This window comes from Vibrio qingdaonensis (genome assembly GCF_026191675.1).
Taxonomy (GTDB): domain Bacteria; phylum Pseudomonadota; class Gammaproteobacteria; order Enterobacterales; family Vibrionaceae; genus Vibrio; species Vibrio qingdaonensis.
In genome coordinates this window covers 109649-127663 of record NZ_JAKRRY010000007.1, presented here as the reverse complement: position 1 = coordinate 127663, position 18015 = coordinate 109649, and the positions used below count along the sequence as shown (strand labels likewise).

Annotated in this window: 14 protein-coding genes; 10 read left to right on the top strand and 4 right to left on the bottom strand. The window is 43.5% G+C overall.

All coding sequences use genetic code 11. From position 1 onward, the window contains the following. Positions 1–213 precede the first annotated feature (213 nt). The 3 genes from MD535_RS07845 to MD535_RS07835 all read left to right on the top strand — a co-directional run bounded on the left by MD535_RS07845 (position 214) and on the right by MD535_RS07835 (position 6930). Positions 214–783 (top strand): aldolase/citrate lyase/malate synthase family protein, encoded by a 570-nt coding sequence (locus MD535_RS07845; RefSeq protein ID WP_265674320.1) that lies wholly within the window; start codon positions 214–216, stop codon positions 781–783. A gap of 289 nt (positions 784–1072) precedes the next feature. Beyond that, the gene (locus MD535_RS07840; protein WP_265674319.1) at positions 1073–3976 is read left to right on the top strand and encodes an HD-GYP domain-containing protein; all 2904 of its coding nucleotides are present in this window, start codon (positions 1073–1075) and stop codon (positions 3974–3976) included. A gap of 56 nt (positions 3977–4032) precedes the next feature. Continuing rightward, positions 4033–6930: an HD domain-containing phosphohydrolase gene (locus MD535_RS07835; protein ID WP_265674318.1), complete on the top strand. Its 2898-nt coding sequence runs from the start codon at positions 4033–4035 to the stop codon at positions 6928–6930. A 105-nt stretch (positions 6931–7035) separates the two neighbouring features. Here MD535_RS07835 and MD535_RS07830 read toward each other — a convergent pair whose 3' ends face one another. Next, entirely contained in the window at positions 7036–8058 is a 1023-nt protein-coding gene (locus MD535_RS07830; RefSeq protein WP_265674317.1) for a GGDEF domain-containing protein, read from the bottom strand. 363 nt (positions 8059–8421) lie between these two features. Between MD535_RS07830 and MD535_RS07825 the strand changes: the two genes are divergently transcribed. Together MD535_RS07825 and MD535_RS07820 are read left to right on the top strand one after the other, a co-directional pair. Beyond that, a complete protein-coding gene (locus tag MD535_RS07825) occupies positions 8422–9765 on the top strand; it encodes a DASH family cryptochrome (protein ID WP_265674316.1) in 1344 nt (447 codons plus the stop codon). An 8-nt stretch (positions 9766–9773) separates the two neighbouring features. Beyond that, a complete protein-coding gene (locus MD535_RS07820; protein WP_265674315.1) occupies positions 9774–11327 on the top strand; it encodes a cryptochrome/photolyase family protein in 1554 nt (517 codons plus the stop codon). A 69-nt stretch (positions 11328–11396) separates the two neighbouring features. Here MD535_RS07820 and MD535_RS07815 read toward each other — a convergent pair whose 3' ends face one another. Beyond that, entirely contained in the window at positions 11397–11549 is a 153-nt protein-coding gene (locus tag MD535_RS07815) for a DUF2256 domain-containing protein (protein ID WP_265674314.1), read from the bottom strand. 146 nt (positions 11550–11695) lie between these two features. Between MD535_RS07815 and MD535_RS07810 the strand changes: the two genes are divergently transcribed. From MD535_RS07810 to MD535_RS07800, 3 genes are read left to right on the top strand one after another with little or no spacing between them, the layout of a single operon-like run. Then, complete coding sequence (locus tag MD535_RS07810; RefSeq protein WP_265674313.1) at positions 11696–12493, top strand: PhzF family phenazine biosynthesis protein; 798 nt, start codon at positions 11696–11698, stop codon at positions 12491–12493. A gap of 43 nt (positions 12494–12536) precedes the next feature. Continuing rightward, positions 12537–13118 (top strand): HD domain-containing protein, encoded by a 582-nt coding sequence (locus tag MD535_RS07805; protein ID WP_265674352.1) that lies wholly within the window; start codon positions 12537–12539, stop codon positions 13116–13118. Continuing rightward, on the top strand, positions 13115–13351 hold the full coding sequence (locus MD535_RS07800) for a GNAT family N-acetyltransferase (RefSeq protein ID WP_265674312.1): 237 nt from the start codon (positions 13115–13117) through the stop codon (positions 13349–13351). The genes MD535_RS07805 and MD535_RS07800 overlap by 4 nt, the downstream gene beginning before the upstream one ends. Positions 13352–13498: 147 nt before the next feature. Here the strand turns inward: MD535_RS07800 and MD535_RS07795 are convergent, their stop codons facing one another. Both MD535_RS07795 and MD535_RS07790 read right to left on the bottom strand, forming a co-directional pair. Further along, complete coding sequence (locus MD535_RS07795; protein ID WP_265674311.1) at positions 13499–14974, bottom strand: Na+/H+ antiporter NhaC family protein; 1476 nt, start codon at positions 14972–14974, stop codon at positions 13499–13501. 18 nt (positions 14975–14992) lie between these two features. Continuing rightward, the gene (locus MD535_RS07790) at positions 14993–16336 is read right to left on the bottom strand and encodes a glutamine synthetase family protein (protein ID WP_265674310.1); all 1344 of its coding nucleotides are present in this window, start codon (positions 16334–16336) and stop codon (positions 14993–14995) included. Positions 16337–16680: 344 nt separating this feature from the next. Between MD535_RS07790 and MD535_RS07785 the strand changes: the two genes are divergently transcribed. Both MD535_RS07785 and puuR read left to right on the top strand, forming a co-directional pair. Next, on the top strand, positions 16681–17427 hold the full coding sequence (locus MD535_RS07785; protein WP_265674309.1) for a gamma-glutamyl-gamma-aminobutyrate hydrolase family protein: 747 nt from the start codon (positions 16681–16683) through the stop codon (positions 17425–17427). A gap of 15 nt (positions 17428–17442) precedes the next feature. Further along, entirely contained in the window at positions 17443–18000 is a 558-nt protein-coding gene (gene puuR, locus MD535_RS07780; RefSeq protein ID WP_265674308.1) for an HTH-type transcriptional regulator PuuR, read from the top strand. Positions 18001–18015 lie beyond the last annotated feature (15 nt).

Sequence of the window (18015 nt, the reverse complement as noted above, 5' to 3'; positions counted from 1 at the left end):
GCTTTCTGGACGGTTTCTAGTCACCCGTCGAGCATAATTATCCATTTTTTACTGCCGTTTTGTAAAATTCACACTGTGAAATTTTTGTTGTGAAATTGTAGTAAAAAAAGAGGTAGTCTAGATAGTAAGCAAGTGAAGCGACGAATGTAAAATTGAAATAAGCGCTAGGGAATTTGCTTTAAATGGGATTTATTGCCGTAGAAGGAAAAGACTATGAACATGCAAGCATTTGATAAAAAAGAACAAAACAACCCGCTTTCCTTTATTGCTGAAGCTGTGTTTGCCGTAGAAATGGTCAAAGCTGATAAACAGTTGGAAAAACAAACAAAGGCGAAACAACTGCTGGATACGTTATTTCCTCTCGACAATGGATCTCATGAAGACGTGGTAAGTTACGAAATCGATTATCGTCATGTATTGGCTTACTTCAAAAATGGTCAACACAGTGGCTTGAAACAAGCGAAACAGTTTATTGCTTATGTGGGCGACAAGTGCGCTCCAGAGTCCATTTTATTTCGTGACGAGAGTGGTACGCATGTTGAAGTGACGATGGGATGTCGTCAAGGTACTGGGTATCTTGAGTTAGTTGAAATAGAGGATGTTCAACTCGAAACGTGTACAACGTTTGGTCAAATGGAATCAAGAATCGCGACAGGCATTCGCCATTGGGTGAGTTTAATCAAAGGTGACACTAAAGGTCGCTCTAGTGCTTGCAGCGAGGATAAAGAATATACCGCTAAAAATGGTGATGATTACCTGCTTGGTTTTAGTTATACAGGTTAAGAAAGGAAACAACGAAAAGTTACTGAGTCATGACTAGCTAAGGTTGATTATTGTGTACCACATGGTGCGGCGAGCAATACGTAGTATGTATAGCAATAGTGGACCAACCGATAGTGATGAAGAGTAAATTTGCCTCCCTGATTTAGGGGGGCTTTTTTTTATCAATAAAACATTAATAGTAATGGTGGAAGGTTTGCTGTGTTTTTTATGTCAAATATCAATTGTTCTCTTCTCCTACACTCCGTTCTCAACTAGTCTTAGCTTGTGTTAATTCAATATGTTATCCATCATGCCGAACGCTCATAAAAATCAGAAAAAATGCGCCTTACCCCTTCATGTACACATGACGGCCATGTTCGTTATTTTGGTGGTGTTGGTTTGTGGCGTTCAGATTTGGATTACACAATCTAGCCTAAATAAAGTGCTATTGAATGCGAACGAAAATTTATTTGAGCGTATTGCTAGCGAGACTCGCAGTAATATGTCTTATCACTTTGGGCCGGCTTTTAGCATTGTTGATGCCTATTCCGCTGGCGAATTGATCCGAGAGCTTGACCCCAATAAACGCTTTGCGTTTGTACCTGAATTGGTTTCTCTACTCCGAGCGCATCGTCATATTTTTTCAATGAAAGCCGGATTTCCTGATGGGGAATGGTTGGCGGTAGCTCGGGTAAAAAATGATGCTATCCGAGAGAAAATGCAGGTGAATACGAATACTGAGTTCGCCGCCTTCAACTACAGTGTTGTGACTCAAGAATTGGTGGTTAAAAGTTACAATAGCCAATTAGTACTGCTCGAAACGAAGATTATTAACGATCTAAAGCTCGATCCAAGAAAAGGGGATTGGTTTCGCACATCGGTACTGACGACGTCTCAAGTATCGAAACCCTATTTTATGCCGATCTTAGGCCGAACCGGCATAACTTTACACAGGAAAGCCACGAATGGCGCTGTCTTTGGGGTGGATATTTTGCTCGACCAAGTTTCTACGGTACTACAAGATTCGGATGAAAGTCGCGATGCGTTAAGAGTTCTATATGACAATAATTATAATGTTTATGCGTATAGCCAACCTGAACTATTTCAAGTGAGAGACGCGTTACGACAAGCGATACCACTAAAACTGACCGACATTGCCCACCCATTAATCGCAAGTACTGCTAATGTTGTCGAATTTGGTGAACAAGCAAAAGAGATCACTTATAAAGGTGAGAAATGGGTAGTAAAAATCGATCGCCTAAAAGGAACCCGTGACCAATTATTTAACTTGGCGATGGCGGTAAAATCGGATCAATTACTTAAGGACGCAAACGCGGTGGCTCAGCGCTCCATTGCAGGTTCATTTTTTGCGTTATTATTGGTGTTACCTTGCATTTATTACATGTCACAGTGGTTAGCGAAACCAATACGTCAGGCGTCAGACAAAGCCAAATCAATACAGCATTTTAAGTTTAATGAGACAACGCAGGAACAAACCCAAGTTTCTGAAATTAAAGTAATGTCAGAGTCGCTCAGTGCGATGCAATTAACGATACAACGATTCTTGTCGTTGACCAATGCAATGGCAAAAGAAGACGATCTAGAGCGAATGCTAGCGCTAGTATGCAAAGAAACCGCGGAAGCGACACTGGCGAATAGTACTTATATATATTTGATCAGCGACGATGAAACTTTACTTGAACCAAGATACATAAACGTGAAAACGCAAGGGGAAGTGGATGTGTCGCAAGCAAGCGCTTTGCCATTAAATGATCCGCGTCTAGTCGAAGAGTCATACCAATTTTTCCAGATGAAACAGCCGGTTTACGTCCCATCAGAGGATGTTTTACCTTATATCACGCGTGAAAAAGACACCGACAATGTCTTATTTATCCCCTTAATAGATAGGCACAAAAACGTGATCGGTGGGCTGGGTTTAGGGTTTGATAGTGCTAATGAGCACCTAGTGCTTGAGGATAACCTTGAATATATTCAAACGCTTGCCGCTTATGCATCGGTCACCATTGAAACTCAGACAATGCTCGCTAAGCAGCGTGAATTGTTGGATTCCTTCATTCAAGTGATGGCAGAAGCCATTGATACGAAGTCACCTTATACTGGGAATCACTGCCAGCGAGTGCCGATCTTAACTGAGATGTTAACCAAAGCCGCAGAAAAGCAAACGACAGGTCCATTTACCGCATTCACAATGACGAAAGCTCAGTGGGAAGAGCTTCATATCGCAGCATGGTTGCATGACTGCGGTAAAGTGACGACACCAGAACACGTGATTGATAAATCGAGTAAGTTGGAAACCATTTACAACCGTATTCATGAGATTCGAATGCGGTTTGAAATACTCAAACGTGATGCGGAACTTAGTGTGTACCACTCTAAGCCAGAGTTCGCCTTAAGCACCGAGGAAAGGGCGGAACTTAAGCGAAGTAAACAACAAATAGATGAGGATTTCGCGTTGGTGGCAAAAGTGAATGTCGGTGAAGGGTATTTGGATGTAGGTACGCGAGATAAATTGGCGACCATTGCCAAGCAATCTTGGATGGCAACGATTAATCCTTATCTAGGGTTGTCATGGGAAGAGCGAGCGCGCTACGGTACGACAGTGTTTACTGGCGAAAAAGCTGAGTGCATTTTGAGTGATGGTGCCCAACATTTGATAGCGTGGGGGAAAGCACCTGAAAGCGAGGAGCGCTTTGTACTTAAAGCTGGGAAATATCAGAATAATTTGGGCGAGTTGTATAACCTGTCCACCCAGAAAGGCACGCTGAATAAGGAAGAGCGTTATACGATCAATAGCCATATGATCGCGACAGTACGGATGTTAGAACGATTGCCTTTTCCTAAACATTTAAAGAATGTTCCTTTGTTGGCGGGTAGCCATCACGAGAGAATGGATGGAAAAGGATACCCGCTTGGGACAGTAGCCGAACAATTGCCAGTCGCAGCTAGGGCAATGGCGATTGCAGATGTGTTTGAGGCGCTGACGAGTCAGGACAGACCTTATAAGCAGCCTAAAACACTGTCAGAAACCTTAGCTATTATGAAGCATATGGCAAAGGGCGGACACCTAGATACGCAACTCTTTGAATTGTTTCTCACTTCGAACGTGTACCTCGATTATGCGCATCAGCATATTTTGCCTCAGCAAATGGATGTTGATGATATTCAGCCTTATTTAATTACTAACACCATGTGAAATGAGCAAAGCTAACCTATTCTTGCTATTAGCATAATAAGAAATAGGGAAGTTGAATGACGGCAAAGCGAAACAATCGCAGTTGGTTCCGATATCCTTTACATATTCATATCTCAAGTTTGTTTTTAGTTGTGGTCTTATCGGTATGTGGGGTTCAAATTTGGTTGACTCAAAATGGTTTGCATCAAGTGCTGCTTGATGCAAATGAGCATCTTTTTGACCGTATAGCGAAAGAAACCCAAGCGAATCTGACGATTCATTATCAACCTGCCTTTGCTACCGTAGAAGCGTTATCTCAAGGCGAACTCGCTAGATACCTTGATGCTGACGATCGTGTGAAAGTCATGCCTGAAATCATTAGTATGTTGTCGTCTAGCCCTTATGTTCTGTCTTATTCCATTGTCTTCCCTGATGGGGATTTTTTGATGGCTTACCAACTTTACGGCCAGAAGATGCGTGCAGCGTTAAAGGTTCGCCCCCATACTGAGTACATTGTTTTTAATTATTCTAGTCATGATGAACGTTTGGTGAGCTATGAGTTTAATCATGTGCACCACTTAACGGTGACAGAGGAGAGAGAAAAGTTACACATTGCCCCGAGAAACCAGGCGTGGTATCAAGAGGCGGCGGTTGACCAATTGTCCTTATCAAACCCATATTACCTCTCTTTAGTTGATAAAATAGGCACAACAATTTCCAAAAGGGCGTCAAACGGTGCAGTTATTGCAGCGGATTTGACGCTAGAGCAAGTTTCTTATGTATTAGCCGAATCCGTAACCCGAGAGTCTTCGTTTAGAGTGTTATTTGATGGCAATAATCGGCTGTACGCCTACAGTAATCCAGCTCTCGTTCAAGTCCAAGAAGAGGTTAGAAGAAGCGCGAATTTACATATTGATGATATTGCCAATCCCATAGTAAAAGAAGCGGTCAGTAAAATCAGTTTGGCGTTAAAACGTTCAATAGAATTTGAAGCGCTAGGGGAGCGGTGGATTGGTCGTATAGAACCATCACCTCAGGCGTCAGGACATGATCTGTATTTGTTGATGGTCGTCAAGTCGAGTGAGCTATTGGGTAAATCGCAAGCTATAGCAAAAACATCGATTTACGCGTCGTTGATTCTACTGGCGGTGGCACTGCCGTTTGTGTATGTGATTGCGCAAAGAATATCGAAACCGATAAAAAGGGCGACGGAGCGTGCGCAGCGGATCGAGCAATTTGATTTTAAAGCGGTCAATGAATCATCATCGCATATTAAAGAGATTCATGACCTTTCCCAATCGCTTTGTGCGATGCAAGTGACGATCTCTAACTTTCTGACTTTGACGCGAAATATTGCCAAAGAGTACGACCTCGATAAATTGCTAGAGTTGCTGCATGTTGAAGCGTTAGCGTCGACCGGTGCAAGTAAGGCATACATTTACTTATCTGATTCAGAGGAGACGTTAACGCCTCATTGCGCCATGTCTTCTAGTGGTGAAGCATTGTCGGTGGATGCGCTAAAAAGCATTAATTTGAATGAGTCGAATCTACAGGAATTTAGAGAAAAATTTTTGGTCGAGGACACAACACTGGTATACGGCTATCAGGACGCGGCTGAGTTTATTCAAAATATCCAGCCCGGTGAATCTTTCTTGTGCATACCATTGTTTGATAGGCGTGGTTCACTTTTAGGAGGATTTGGCTTAGCCCTAGCATCCGATCAGGTTAATGCGTTGCTTGAGCGCAAATTGCCCTATATTGAATCCCTAACGGAATACACCTCTGTGGCCATTGAAACGAGACAAATTTTGGCCGATCAGAAGGCGCTGATGCAATCTTTTATTGAGGTCATGGCTGGGGCGATTGATACCAAGTCGCCTTACACCGGCAATCATTGCCAACGTGTTCCTGTTCTCACGGAAATGCTGACGAAAGCCGCCGTGGATACAGATACAGGTGAATTTGCACAGTTTACACTGAATAATGAACAGTGGCAGGAATTGCATTTAGCGGCTTGGTTACATGATTGTGGAAAAGTCACAACACCGGAATATGTCGTCGATAAATCGACGAAACTAGAAACCATTTATAATCGAATTCATGAAATCCGCACACGTTTTGAAGTATTAAAGCGAGATGCTCATATTGACGTATTGAGTCAAGCTTTAGACAAGCCTTTAGCCGCTGAATCTATGCAACAGTTAGAAAAACAGTGGCAGCAGCTTGATGATGACTTTGCGTTTGTTGCCGAAACCAATATCGGAGGTGAATTTCTTGATGATAACGCGATTGCGCGAATCCACCTTGTCGCCCAACGACAGTGGGAACAAACGTTAGATCCGCGTTTAGGACTATCATGGGAGGAGCGTGCACGATATGACGATCATCCATTTACTGCAGGGATAAAAAATTCGGTATTAACTGACGCAGAGTCACAAAAAGTGCCGTGGCGAGCTTCACACAAGAATGATGAACGTTTTAAGTTAAAGCGCACTCAATATCAAAATAACCTGGGCGAAATTTATAACTTATCAATTCGACGGGGGACATTAAATGAAGAAGAGCGCTACATCATTAATAATCATATTGTCGAAACGATCCGTATGTTAGAGAGTCTACCTTTCCCGAGAAATATGACCGATGTACCGCGCATTGCAGGTGGGCACCATGAAAAAATGGATGGGACTGGCTATCCGTTGGGCCTAAAAGGGGAAGATATGCCGGTGACGGCGAGGGTGATGGCACTCGCGGACGTTTTTGAGGCACTAACGAGTGCAGATAGACCGTATAAATCGCCTAAAACGCTGTCTGAGTCATTACGTATCATGTCGTTTATGGTGAAAGACCATCATTTGGATGGGGATTTGTTTCGATTGTTCTTAGAGTCAGGGGTTTATCGTATTTTCGCTGAGAAGTTCTTGCTGCCAAGTCAAATTGACGAGGTTAACATCGCAGACTATTTGGTGGTGGAGTGATGTTTGTCAGTGAATGGTAATCGTACTTGAACGTAATGTTCCACTGAAGCGACACAACAGCAAGTTGTGTCAAACTTCTACGTTGTATGTATGGGGACAGGCAGTTTAGTAGGGCATTACACGATTACGCCCCGAGCGTTTGGCATCGTAGAGCTGTTTGTCAGCTTTGCCAACTAAGCTGTCATAGGTATCACCGTCAACAAACTCAGCGACACCAAATGAAGCGGTGACGTTACCCATTTTATTGCCGCTTTTACGATCTTTGATGGCCATTTTTTCAATCGATAACCTTATGGTATCGGCCATTTGACGTGCAACTCGTAGCGATTTGTTTGGGACAATTAGGGCAAATTCTTCACCACCAAATCGGTAAGCGCTAATACCACCACGACAGGCTTGCTTTAGGCGTTGTGCGATCCCTTTTAGTATGGTGTCGCCAAATAGGTGCCCTAGTTCGTCGTTAAATTTCTTGAAATGATCGATGTCGAGAAAGATGAGGCTCATTGGTTGCTTGGCGTCGCAGAACATGGTGAGGTCCGCATCGAATGCGCCGCGATTGTATATTGAGGTTAAGCTATCGAACATTGCATTACATTGTACTTTAGCCAGTTCGATTTTTAGACGACTAATCTCGTCACTGGCGCTTTTCAGCTGATTGTGAATAAAGTCGGTCGAGTGTCGAATGTCATTAGCTTCATCAACCAACTCTTGGATCAATGGCATGACCTCGTCCAAAGTTGGGTTATTGTTGCCCTCGATACTAGAACTTAATCCATCAAAACTCTTAGTGAGCACTTTCGAAAAGTCCGAGGTATCGGCTATCGCGTCTGTCATTGAGCTGGAAACCTCACTGACTAAAGCTTCCATATTTTGTTTGAGGTTGCCAAGATCCACTTCTGCCTTATTGGCAATATGCTCCCTATAAAGCGTATTCGCGTTAACAGGAGGAAGCACATCGTAGTCTTTAAGTAGTGCGTCAACTTGTTCGTTGAGCTCCGGAACGGTTTGATCGACGTACGTATACCATAGCGCATAGTTAGCAGGCGTGGCTGGAACATGATGCTTAACCATAAGAGGAACTGCTTTTTTTAGATTAGCTGCAGATTTCTGGAAATTGTTTTTTTTCATGGTTTTTGCATCCCTTGACTCTATATCAGTGAATGGCATGAACGTTGCCATCTAAGAGTATGTATTTAGTGTTCTTTAGGTCAATTATCTTATGAGTTGACCACATTGTCACTTTTGAAATCTTTGTTTTGTTCTATTGATTATTGATTAACGTGACCATGCTCCCATTTACCGTGTGTTGTATTTACTTAGTGGATGAATGGATAGAAAAAATAATAACCCATCCTTGGTTATTATTTAGCGATGAGTGGATGGTAGTCCCCTTTGTCTATTGTGAACGATCGATAAATCTTACTATGAAATAAACGATTAGGCTTAACCACTCGTACTTAAAGCTACGTTAAAAAAAACAGGAAAGTTCTTATGGCGGAGCAAATCGGACTTTATTGGTTTCACAATGACATGCGGTTGCATGATAACCGTTTGTTGTTGCAAGCGAGTATTGAGATGACGAGGATTCATTGTGTTCATGTTGATACAATACGAACCCATTTTGAATCAAGGTTCTCGCCTATTATTTGTTCTGGCCAGGCTAAAGCTCAATTTATCCATCAATCACGAGCACAATTGTCAGCTTCATTGGTCGAGATTGGTCAAGTTCTCCATTTAATTCATGATAAGGATCTTAGCCAGATTATAGGTGAATTAGTCGCGATTATTTCTCGATATCGAGTGACGACCTTGTATGTTGCATTATCTTCGAGTTGGTATGTCGAGTTCATTGTCTCTCAGATTCGCATTCATTGTACCCACATTCATATTACTCGTGACGACAACGCGACTTTATTCCAGCAAGAGTTTCTACCGTTCGAATTTAATTCTTTTCCCAGTAGTTTTTCTCGTTTTAAAAAGCAAGTAGAAACCTTAGAAGTCAATGCGCCTAGCGCGACGGTGACCTTATTACCTCCACCAGTGCAAAGTGTGTTGTCTAGCTCATTGGAAAGGTTGCCAACCTCTTGTCATAACCAACTCGGGGAGTGGGTTTATGGCGGGGAAGACAGTGGGCTTCGACATGTCCAAGCTTACTTTGGCTCGCGTGCGGCATCGTCCTACAAGCAAACGCGTAATGAGCTTGACGATTGGGCGAGTTCAACGAAATTTTCGTTATGGTTGGCTAATGGCAATGTATCACCGAGAACCATTTTGGCACAGTTGCGTGCCTATGAGGCGCGTTACACCGCAAATGAATCGACATACTGGATTTTTTTTGAGTTACTTTGGAGAGAGTATTTCTTTTGGTATAGCAAGGTATACGGTACCAAGCTTTTTGCGTTTGAAGGGGTTCAAGGTAAAAAGCCTCTTACCACTTATAACGCTAGCCTTTTTCGACAGTGGGTCCATGGCACAACCGCTTTCCCTATCGTCAATGCATGCATGAAGCAACTTAACACCACGGGTTATATGTCTAACCGTGGTCGTCAGCTAGCTGCGAGTTGTTTGGTGCATGAACTACGAATTGATTGGCGTTTTGGTGCGAGTTACTTCCAACAAGCACTGATTGACTACGACGTCGGCGCAAATTGGGGGAACTGGCAGTACATTGCAGGGGTAGGTTCTGCTGCAAGAGCTAGTCACCGATTTGATCTACACAAACAGACGCAGCGTTATGATCCAGAGCGAGCGTTTATTATGAAATGGCGAGGCGATAGCAGTCAGAATGCAACCGATGTTGTCGATGCTAGCGATTGGCCAATTGGAGAGGTATAGGGGGAGGCATGAAAAGGAAGACGACGTTACGCCTTATTTTAGGTGACCAGTTGAACCACGAACATTCTTGGTTGGCACAACCTGAAGACAATGTGGTCTACGTGATAGCAGAGCTCAAGCAAGAGTCGGAATACACGACACATCACATTCAGAAACAAGTCGCCTTTTTTTTGGCGATGATGTCTTTCGCCAAGCATTTACGCTCAGAAGGTCATCACGTCGACTATCTAGATCTCGATAGAACCGAATGCTTCGATAACCTGACAGATATGCTCACTTCGTTACTTATTCAATATGGTGCGAATGAACTTGAATATCAGCGTCCCGATGAATTTAGGCTGCGGAAGCAATTAATGGAATTTGACGTCGAGGGCGTCACGGTTACTGAGGTCGACACCGAGCACTTTTTACTGCCATTTTCAGAACTTTCAGAATATTTTCATCCAGAAAAACATGTGGTTATGGAGCACTTCTATCGGAAAATGCGAAAACGCTTTGGGGTGCTAATGGAAGATGAACGTACACCATTGGGTGGGAAATGGAATTATGATGCGGAAAATAGAAGTAAGCTTAAAAAGAAAGACGTTGAAAAAATACCCTCTCCGTTACTGTTTGCGAACCCCACAAGCAACGTTATTGCCCGAATAGACAGACATCATTTAAAACATATCGGAGAAATAGGAGATCAACTTATTTGGCCAGTGGATCGTCCACAGTCTATTTCATTACTGAACCATTTTTGTCAGGTTTGTTTGCCTTTTTTTGGACAATTTCAAGATGCAATGACGGCAGACAGTGACAGTATGTGGAGTCTTTATCATAGCCGATTGTCTTTTGCTCTCAATTGCAAATTGCTTAGTCCTCATGAAGTGATTGACTGTGCTCTGGAAACATACCATCGCTCACAAGGAGCGATATCTCTAGCGCAAATAGAGGGCTTTATCCGTCAAATACTAGGCTGGCGAGAGTATGTTCGTGGTATGTATTGGGCGAATATGCCGCATTACCGTGAAAAGAATGCGCTCAATGCTGTTCGTCCGCTTCCCAATTTTTATTGGACAGGCAAGACCAACATGCGTTGCATGCAACATGCCATTTCACAGTCATTAGAGTGGGCATACGCTCATCATATTCAACGTCTGATGGTGACCGGAAATTTTGCGTTGTTGACCGAGTTGCACCCGAGTCAGATGGATGATTGGTATCTAGGGATATACATTGATGCAATAGAATGGGTTGAAATGCCAAACACTAGAGGGATGGCACTCTACGCTGACGGCGGGTTAATCGCAACTAAGCCTTATTGTTCCAGTGGTAACTATATCAATAAAATGAGCGACTATTGTGCGGACTGCCATTACGACGTAAAAGCTCGCTCTGGAAAGCGAGCTTGCCCGTTTAACGGGTTTTATTGGCGGTTTATGCATAAACACCGTGACAGCTTGGCAACCAACCCGCGTACAGCGATGATCTATCGGACATGGGATCGTATGGCACCTGAGGTGCAGGATGAACACTTGGTGACGGCGGAGTTTAACCTTAACCGTATTGACCGGTTGTAGTTCATTTTATTCGTTTCAGTGCCTATCACATATAAAGCGTAGCGCCTGGTTAGAGCACCTGTTCCGACGCTAGTTTTGACTTATGGAAGCGGGGTTGGCAGACGCGCAGCGTCGTGAGCAATATTTAACATGCTGCCAATTGAGTCGCCACCGTTTGCGCCAAACAAAAGGTTTTTGGCAGTAGGCGCATATCTTACTGGGAAGGTGACATTTCTTATGCATGTATTTTCCTTCGAATGTACTTTGTTGTTGGCGTTGTCAATTTGATACGCCAGCAGATGAAGTAAGATCATGATTCAAAATAATTTCTCCCCTCTCGAGCTATTATTATCTATCCTATAACTAATAGCAGTCACTAAGGAGTCGTTATGCAGTTAGATATCTACCAGGTTAATGCGTTTACTAGCGAGCCTTTTAAGGGAAACCCAGCTGGTGTGTGCATCACTCAAGACCCGCTGCCTGCTTCTCTAATGCTGTCGATTGCCAAAGAAATGGCAATATCGGAAACTGCTTTTCTATCTCTCGCAGATAGGCGCTTGCGTTGGTTTACGCCGCAGGTTGAAGTTGCACTGTGCGGACATGGAACCTTGGCCACGGTAAACGTGATGGATGAACTCGGGTTGTTAGTGGATGGAAAAGGCTCTTTTCAAACGTTATCTGGGGAATTACATGCTCAAAAGAGTGGGGAGCGTATTTCGCTCGACTTTCCCTTGTATCGGGCAGAAAATTGCGATCGACCAAACCCCAAAAAATACGAAGCATTAGGTCTTAAAGAAGACGATGTAGCGTATTGGGGGGAGTTTGAAGGGGGCAAAGATTTTGTTGTATTAAAACACGAAGAAACGCTACGTCAACTGACCCCAAATTTTCATGAATTATTGGCGTGTGATGGACGAGCGATGGTCGTGACCGCGCAGTCTAGTCGCCCTGATATTGACTTTATTGCCCGCTACTTTGCTCCTTGGATTGGTGTGGATGAAGATCCTGTTACCGGTTCAGCTTATTGCGCGCTTGCGCCTTATTGGGCAGAGCAACTTAACAAGTGTTCGTTGATTGGCTATCAGGCGTCAGAGCGCGGTGGCTATGTCGGCATGATGTTGAAAGAAGATCGCATAGAATTAACGGGACAAGCCGTAACTTTAATCAGGGGAACCATTAGTGTTTGAGAAAATATGGCGACCAAAGCTAGTTGAGTTTATACAGCAAGAAATGACCACAGACCCTGCGCATGATTTAAACCATGTTCTGCGCGTGGTGAACACCGCGACGCAACTTGCGGTGGCTGAGGGAGCTAATTTGGACATTGTACTGCCAGCCGCGTTTTTACATGACTGTTTTACTTACCCCAAAGATCATCCTGAGAGAAAGCAAAGTTCATTCATAGCCGCCAATAAAGCCAGCGATTTTTTGTCGACAATTGGCTATCCAGGTCACCATATCAGTGCTATTCATCATGCGATTGTGGCCCATAGTTACTCGGCTAATATTGAACCGACGTCTTTAGAAGCACGAGTGGTTCAAGATGCTGACAGGTTAGATGCTCTGGGCGCCGTTGGTGTGACACGCTGCATTCAAGTTTCGGCAAGCTTAGGGCGAACATTATACTCAGCGAATGATCCGTTTTGTGCAGAAAGGTCGCCAGATGATAGCCAATTTACAATCGACCACTTTTATACCAAGTTATTTTCAATCGCCAAAACGATGCGGACAGAGGCAGGTCGGAGTGAGGCGATGATGAGAATGAAGTTTATGCAGTCTTATTTAACGCAGTTAGAACGAGAGATATCATGATTGAACATCAAATCGAAAGAAAGCGCTTTGTGTACAGTAAAGACGGACAAGAGGGAGTGTTGGATTATAAATTGAATGGCAATAGCGTTAATTTTACTCATACTTTTGTTCCTGATGTTTTCCGTGGTCAAGGTGTCGCGAAACAATTGGTGGCCGAAGGGCTAAATTGGGCAAAGTCACAAGGATATGAGATAGAAGCCGATTGTTGGTATGTGGCGAAAGCACTCTCCTAGTGATTGGCTTGATTCATCGATGGGTAACAATCGTTGACAGGTAACAATTGTTGATGAATAACAATCGTTGATGGGTAGGGATAAAAAAAGGGATGCCGGCTGAGTGGCATCCCTTTTGAGTTTTATCCTTGTTGGCTATCTCTTAACTTAGGCAACAACGATAAAGAATAGAGTGGTCGCGATAATACCAATCAGAGCATATGGGAACTGAGTGGTTGCGTGCTGCATGGATGTACAGCCTGAGCCCTGAGCTGACAGTACGGTAGAGTCACTAAAGAAACAAGAATGACTACCTGCCGCAGAAGCGGATAGCATCGCTGCAATGGTCAAGTGCAATGGCACACCAATTTGATTTGCTAGAGGCAAAATGATTGGCATCGCGACTGCGAATGTGCCCCACGATGATGCTGATGCAAAGACAAGTCCACCCGTAATCAAGAAGATAAGAGCTGGAAAGTATTGCGGAGACAAATAAGGGCTCGCGGTATCAATAACAAACTGAGTTAGGCCAAGTGAATCATTGACATTCTTTAACATGAAACCGCCAATAACGGTTGCAAGTGGCAATAGCATGACTTTAATGCCATCGTAAACCGCATCGAATAGCTCATTCATCGTCACGAGTTTTTGGATGCCGTAAAAACAGATAGTAAAGATAATGGCAACAAATACCCCAGCAAGCAGGTCAATCCCAAAGTACCAACTTGCACCCACTAAAACTACCATAGGTAATAGGAAGTTAATCAGTCCCATGGTTGGATTTGAGTGGGCTTTGATGTCGGCACCAAAGTCGATATCGGTCGCGCCATCGGGTTTTACTTGACCCGATTTAGCACGGGCTTCTGCTGCTTTCATTGCGCCTAAATCAGGCATTTTTCCCATCGCGACTAAGAATACAATGATCAATGTTACCCAACCGTAAGCCATATAAGGAATGGCTTCGATGTAGGCGGCAATACCTTGTCCTGGTTCTGCGACGCCATTGGCTTCAAGCAGTGAACTAAAGAAGATTGCCCATGTGGAGATAGGGACTAAGATACAGATGGGGGCAGCCGTGGAGTCCACCATATAGGCAAGCTTCTCACGAGAAACCTGATAGCCATCGGTGATTTTTTTCATCGATGATGAGATGGCAATGGCATTAAGGTAGTCATCAATAAAAATTAAAATACCGAGGAAAAAGGTCATCAAAAGTGATTGATTACGGCTTTTAACTTTATTCACTAGCATGTCGCTGAAGCTAAGGATACTGCCGCCTTTTTCTAGCACTGCAATTAATCCGCCCATTAGGCCACAGACCAAAATGATCCAAGCAATGGTTTCATTCATCATGACATCCATAGAGATGCCAACGATTTGCTCAACAGCTTCAGTAGGATTAATGAGCAAGACACCTGCAATAGTGCCACTAAATAGTGCTTCTACGGTGCGGTGTGTCGTTAAGGCGAAGACCAAAACTAAACTTGTCGGTAATAAACTCATCCATCCATAACTTTCTCCTGGAACGTGATTCAGTCCAATGGTGGTAAAAGTAATGAATAGGAACACGATACTAAGGCTTACCGCCACGTGTTTACTGCTGAGCTTAAACGGCGCATCCAGCGCCTTGGTTTGGGTAGTCATAAAAACAATTTCCTTCTGTTATGCCGAGTGTAACATCCAGTCGATTTCTAGCGGCGTGATGATGCGCTCAAATTCGATGAGTTCACTTTGTTTGCAAGCAAGATAGAGATCGATGAAGTCCTTAGAAAAATACTCACCTAATTCACTGTTTTCGAGTTGAGTTAGGGCATCGGACATGCGCGTAGGCAAGTCGATAGCAGTATCGCTCAGAGCAGGAGGACATTGATCTTGGTTATAGTTATTACTCGCTAGTACTGCTGAGAGTACAACGGCAGCGAGGATGTAAGGGTTAACGTCAGCGCCAGCAATGCGGTGTTCTATACGTCGGTTTTTTCCATCACTGATTGGAATACGCAGTGCAACGCCTCGGTGGTTCTCACCCCAATCGGCTTTGGTTGGTACATAAGCACCTGGGACAAAGCGACGGTATGAGTTGACGTTAGGACACAGCAGTGCCATCGAGTCAGAAATATGAGACAACATAGCGGTAAGAGTCTGATAAAAAAGCGGGCTGGCAGAGTCATCTGGCTGAGAAAACAGGTTATTACCTTTATCGTCAACCAGACTGATGTGCATGTGTTGGCCATTGCCCGCTTCTTCAAGGAATGGTTTAGCCATGAACGTGGCATCAAAGCCGTGTTTATGAGCAATTTGTTTGATTAGGCGTTTTGAAAAGATGATTTCATCGCAAACACGCATTACATCTTGGGAGTGGTTGAAGTTAATTTCAAATTGCCCCGGAGCCGATTCAGACAGTGCCCCAGCGGTGTTCAATCCTTGTTGCGCTGCGGCATTGTTTAAATCTGAAAGGAAATCAGCATAATCATCAAGCCCATCGACGTCGTACACTTCGGTATCGCGTTCGCGACGGTTTTTAGTTGGATTAATGGCGGTCTGCAACTCACCGTTTTCACCGCGCACCTTGTCGATAAGGTAAAATTCAAGTTCAAGTGCCACGACTGGAAATTGATTGTTGCTGTGAAGCTGATTCAACATACGCTCGATAATATTGCGGATGAAAAGGTGGTGGGGAGTTTTGCCGTCATCTTCCATCATGCTGAGCAAAATTTGCCCGGTTTGCTCTTTTGCCGTCGGTAATAGGCTTCCTAGAACGGGAAAGCATAGATTGTCGGGTTCACCAAGGTCTTCGCCCAACCCAGCCGATTCAACCACGGCACCTTTTGTATCCAATGTGATAGTTGAAAGAGGAAGTGCGACGCCTTTAGCGAGCTTCTCCAGTGCATTAACTGGAATTCGTTTACCTCTTGGGGTTCCGTTTAGGTCGGTAAATATAAGGTCAACGTACTCAATTTCAGGCCACTTTTGGCGAAAATTTTTAACTTCCTGTAGATATGCTTCCATCTTTACTACTCCTGATAGCCACGTGTAATCAGTGATACTGAGGCTTGATTTAACAACTTCACTACAAAAACCATGCTTAAAATATGGTTAATGACCAAATATCAATTTAACCATTTGATTTTATTTGATATTGGATAAATTCAGTTTGTTTTGCATTTGTATTTTGTTAACTAATTTGTAACAGTTGATCGCCTTTTGCTCAATATTTCGAACGAAATTAGTGTTTTTTTTAACCAAAATAGGGATGGCAATCACATTTTGGCATCTATTTCGAACGAGGGTGTTGATAATTTCGCACATCGCTTGTAGTGTTTTTGTTAAATAAATCGAACATGGATGTGACAATGTCTGAAGTAAGAAAACCAATAATCGGACTCGTAAGTTGCAGGAAGTCACTTGCTGGTTACCAGATACAAGCGCTGAATGAGTTTTATCTTCAGGCAATCAAAGACTTTGGAGGAACGCCTCTTATTCTTCCTTCTTCTATTGAAGCCTCTGAACTTGATCAGGTACTCAGTATCTGCGATGGATTGGTGTTTCCTGGCAGTCACTCTAATGTTGCGCCTCACCGCTATAACGGGACACATGAAGAAGCAAAAAAAGATGAAGACCGAGATGAGTTAGCGATTATGTTGATACGTCACGCCATTGATAAAAACATACCGTGTTTAGGGATTTGTCGTGGTTTCCAAGAAATGAATGTTGCGTTGGGAGGCTCGCTTGATCCTGCGGTGCATGAGTCTGGCTACAACGATCACCGTGAAAACCCCGTTGAAGCATTTGATGAAAAGTATGCTCCTGCTCATCCTGTGTTGGTTGAGGCTGGTGGCGTTATTTCAAAATGGTTGCAGCAAGAACAATGGCAAGATACGTCCTCATTTGAAGTAAATACATTGCACAACCAAGGTGTAAAAAGGCTGGCAAGCGCGCTAAGAGTCGAGGCGAAAGCACCAGATGGTCTCGTCGAAGCATTTAGTTTACCTGGGCAGAAATACTTCGTAGGCGTGCAGTGGCACCCAGAATGGCAAGCAAAAACCAATCATTTCTCACAAATTTTATTTAAAGAATTTATTATGTCCGCTTCAGATTGATTTAAGGACTGAATAATGGACAACCAGCAAATTGGTAAAAATATTGCGCACCTAAGAAAAGAGCGTGGATGGTCACAACGAGAATTGGCAGAAAGAGCAGGTATAACGCACAGTGCGATTTCTTCTATCGAGAATGGCAAAGTCAGTCCATCGGTGAGTTCGTTGCAAAAAATAGTGAACGAATTTTCATTGTCACTTTCTGAGTTTTTTACATTAGAGCAGCAGAGTGACAAAAAAGTAAAAGTGCTGGTGAAGAGTGATGAATTGATTGAAATTGGCAGCAAGTTAGTTTCAATGAAGTTAGTCAGCAATGGCAGTAATAAACAAGAAATTGGATTCCTGATTGAAGAGTATGCACCACATAGCACAACAGGTTCGGCCAATATTAAACATGAAGGTGAGGAAGTCGGCACCGTCTTAGACGGTGAAGTTGAGCTGGAATACGATGGCGAAACTTATCTGATTAAAGCGGGTGAGTCTTACGTTATTGATACCACGATTCCTCACAAATTTACTAACCACTCCGATAAGGCATGCAGAATGATTAGTGCCCACACGCCTAAAGCATTCTAGCGCCTTGAGGTAAGC

Bases quoted from the DNA above. Each gene is read 5' to 3' on its own strand.
- MD535_RS07845 (WP_265674320.1), top strand. From the start codon at position 214: ATGAACATGCAAGCATTTGATAAAAAAGAACAAAACAACCCGCTTTCC.
- MD535_RS07840 (WP_265674319.1), top strand. From the start codon at position 1,073: ATGCCGAACGCTCATAAAAATCAGAAAAAATGCGCCTTACCCCTTCAT.
- MD535_RS07835 (WP_265674318.1), top strand. From the start codon at position 4,033: ATGACGGCAAAGCGAAACAATCGCAGTTGGTTCCGATATCCTTTACAT.
- MD535_RS07830 (WP_265674317.1), bottom strand. From the start codon at position 8,058: ATGAAAAAAAACAATTTCCAGAAATCTGCAGCTAATCTAAAAAAAGCA.
- MD535_RS07825 (WP_265674316.1), top strand. From the start codon at position 8,422: ATGGCGGAGCAAATCGGACTTTATTGGTTTCACAATGACATGCGGTTG.
- MD535_RS07820 (WP_265674315.1), top strand. From the start codon at position 9,774: ATGAAAAGGAAGACGACGTTACGCCTTATTTTAGGTGACCAGTTGAAC.
- MD535_RS07815 (WP_265674314.1), bottom strand. From the start codon at position 11,549: ATGCATAAGAAATGTCACCTTCCCAGTAAGATATGCGCCTACTGCCAA.
- MD535_RS07810 (WP_265674313.1), top strand. From the start codon at position 11,696: ATGCAGTTAGATATCTACCAGGTTAATGCGTTTACTAGCGAGCCTTTT.
- MD535_RS07805 (WP_265674352.1), top strand. From the start codon at position 12,537: ATGACCACAGACCCTGCGCATGATTTAAACCATGTTCTGCGCGTGGTG.
- MD535_RS07800 (WP_265674312.1), top strand. From the start codon at position 13,115: ATGATTGAACATCAAATCGAAAGAAAGCGCTTTGTGTACAGTAAAGAC.
- MD535_RS07795 (WP_265674311.1), bottom strand. From the start codon at position 14,974: ATGACTACCCAAACCAAGGCGCTGGATGCGCCGTTTAAGCTCAGCAGT.
- MD535_RS07790 (WP_265674310.1), bottom strand. From the start codon at position 16,336: ATGGAAGCATATCTACAGGAAGTTAAAAATTTTCGCCAAAAGTGGCCT.
- MD535_RS07785 (WP_265674309.1), top strand. From the start codon at position 16,681: ATGTCTGAAGTAAGAAAACCAATAATCGGACTCGTAAGTTGCAGGAAG.
- puuR (WP_265674308.1), top strand. From the start codon at position 17,443: ATGGACAACCAGCAAATTGGTAAAAATATTGCGCACCTAAGAAAAGAG.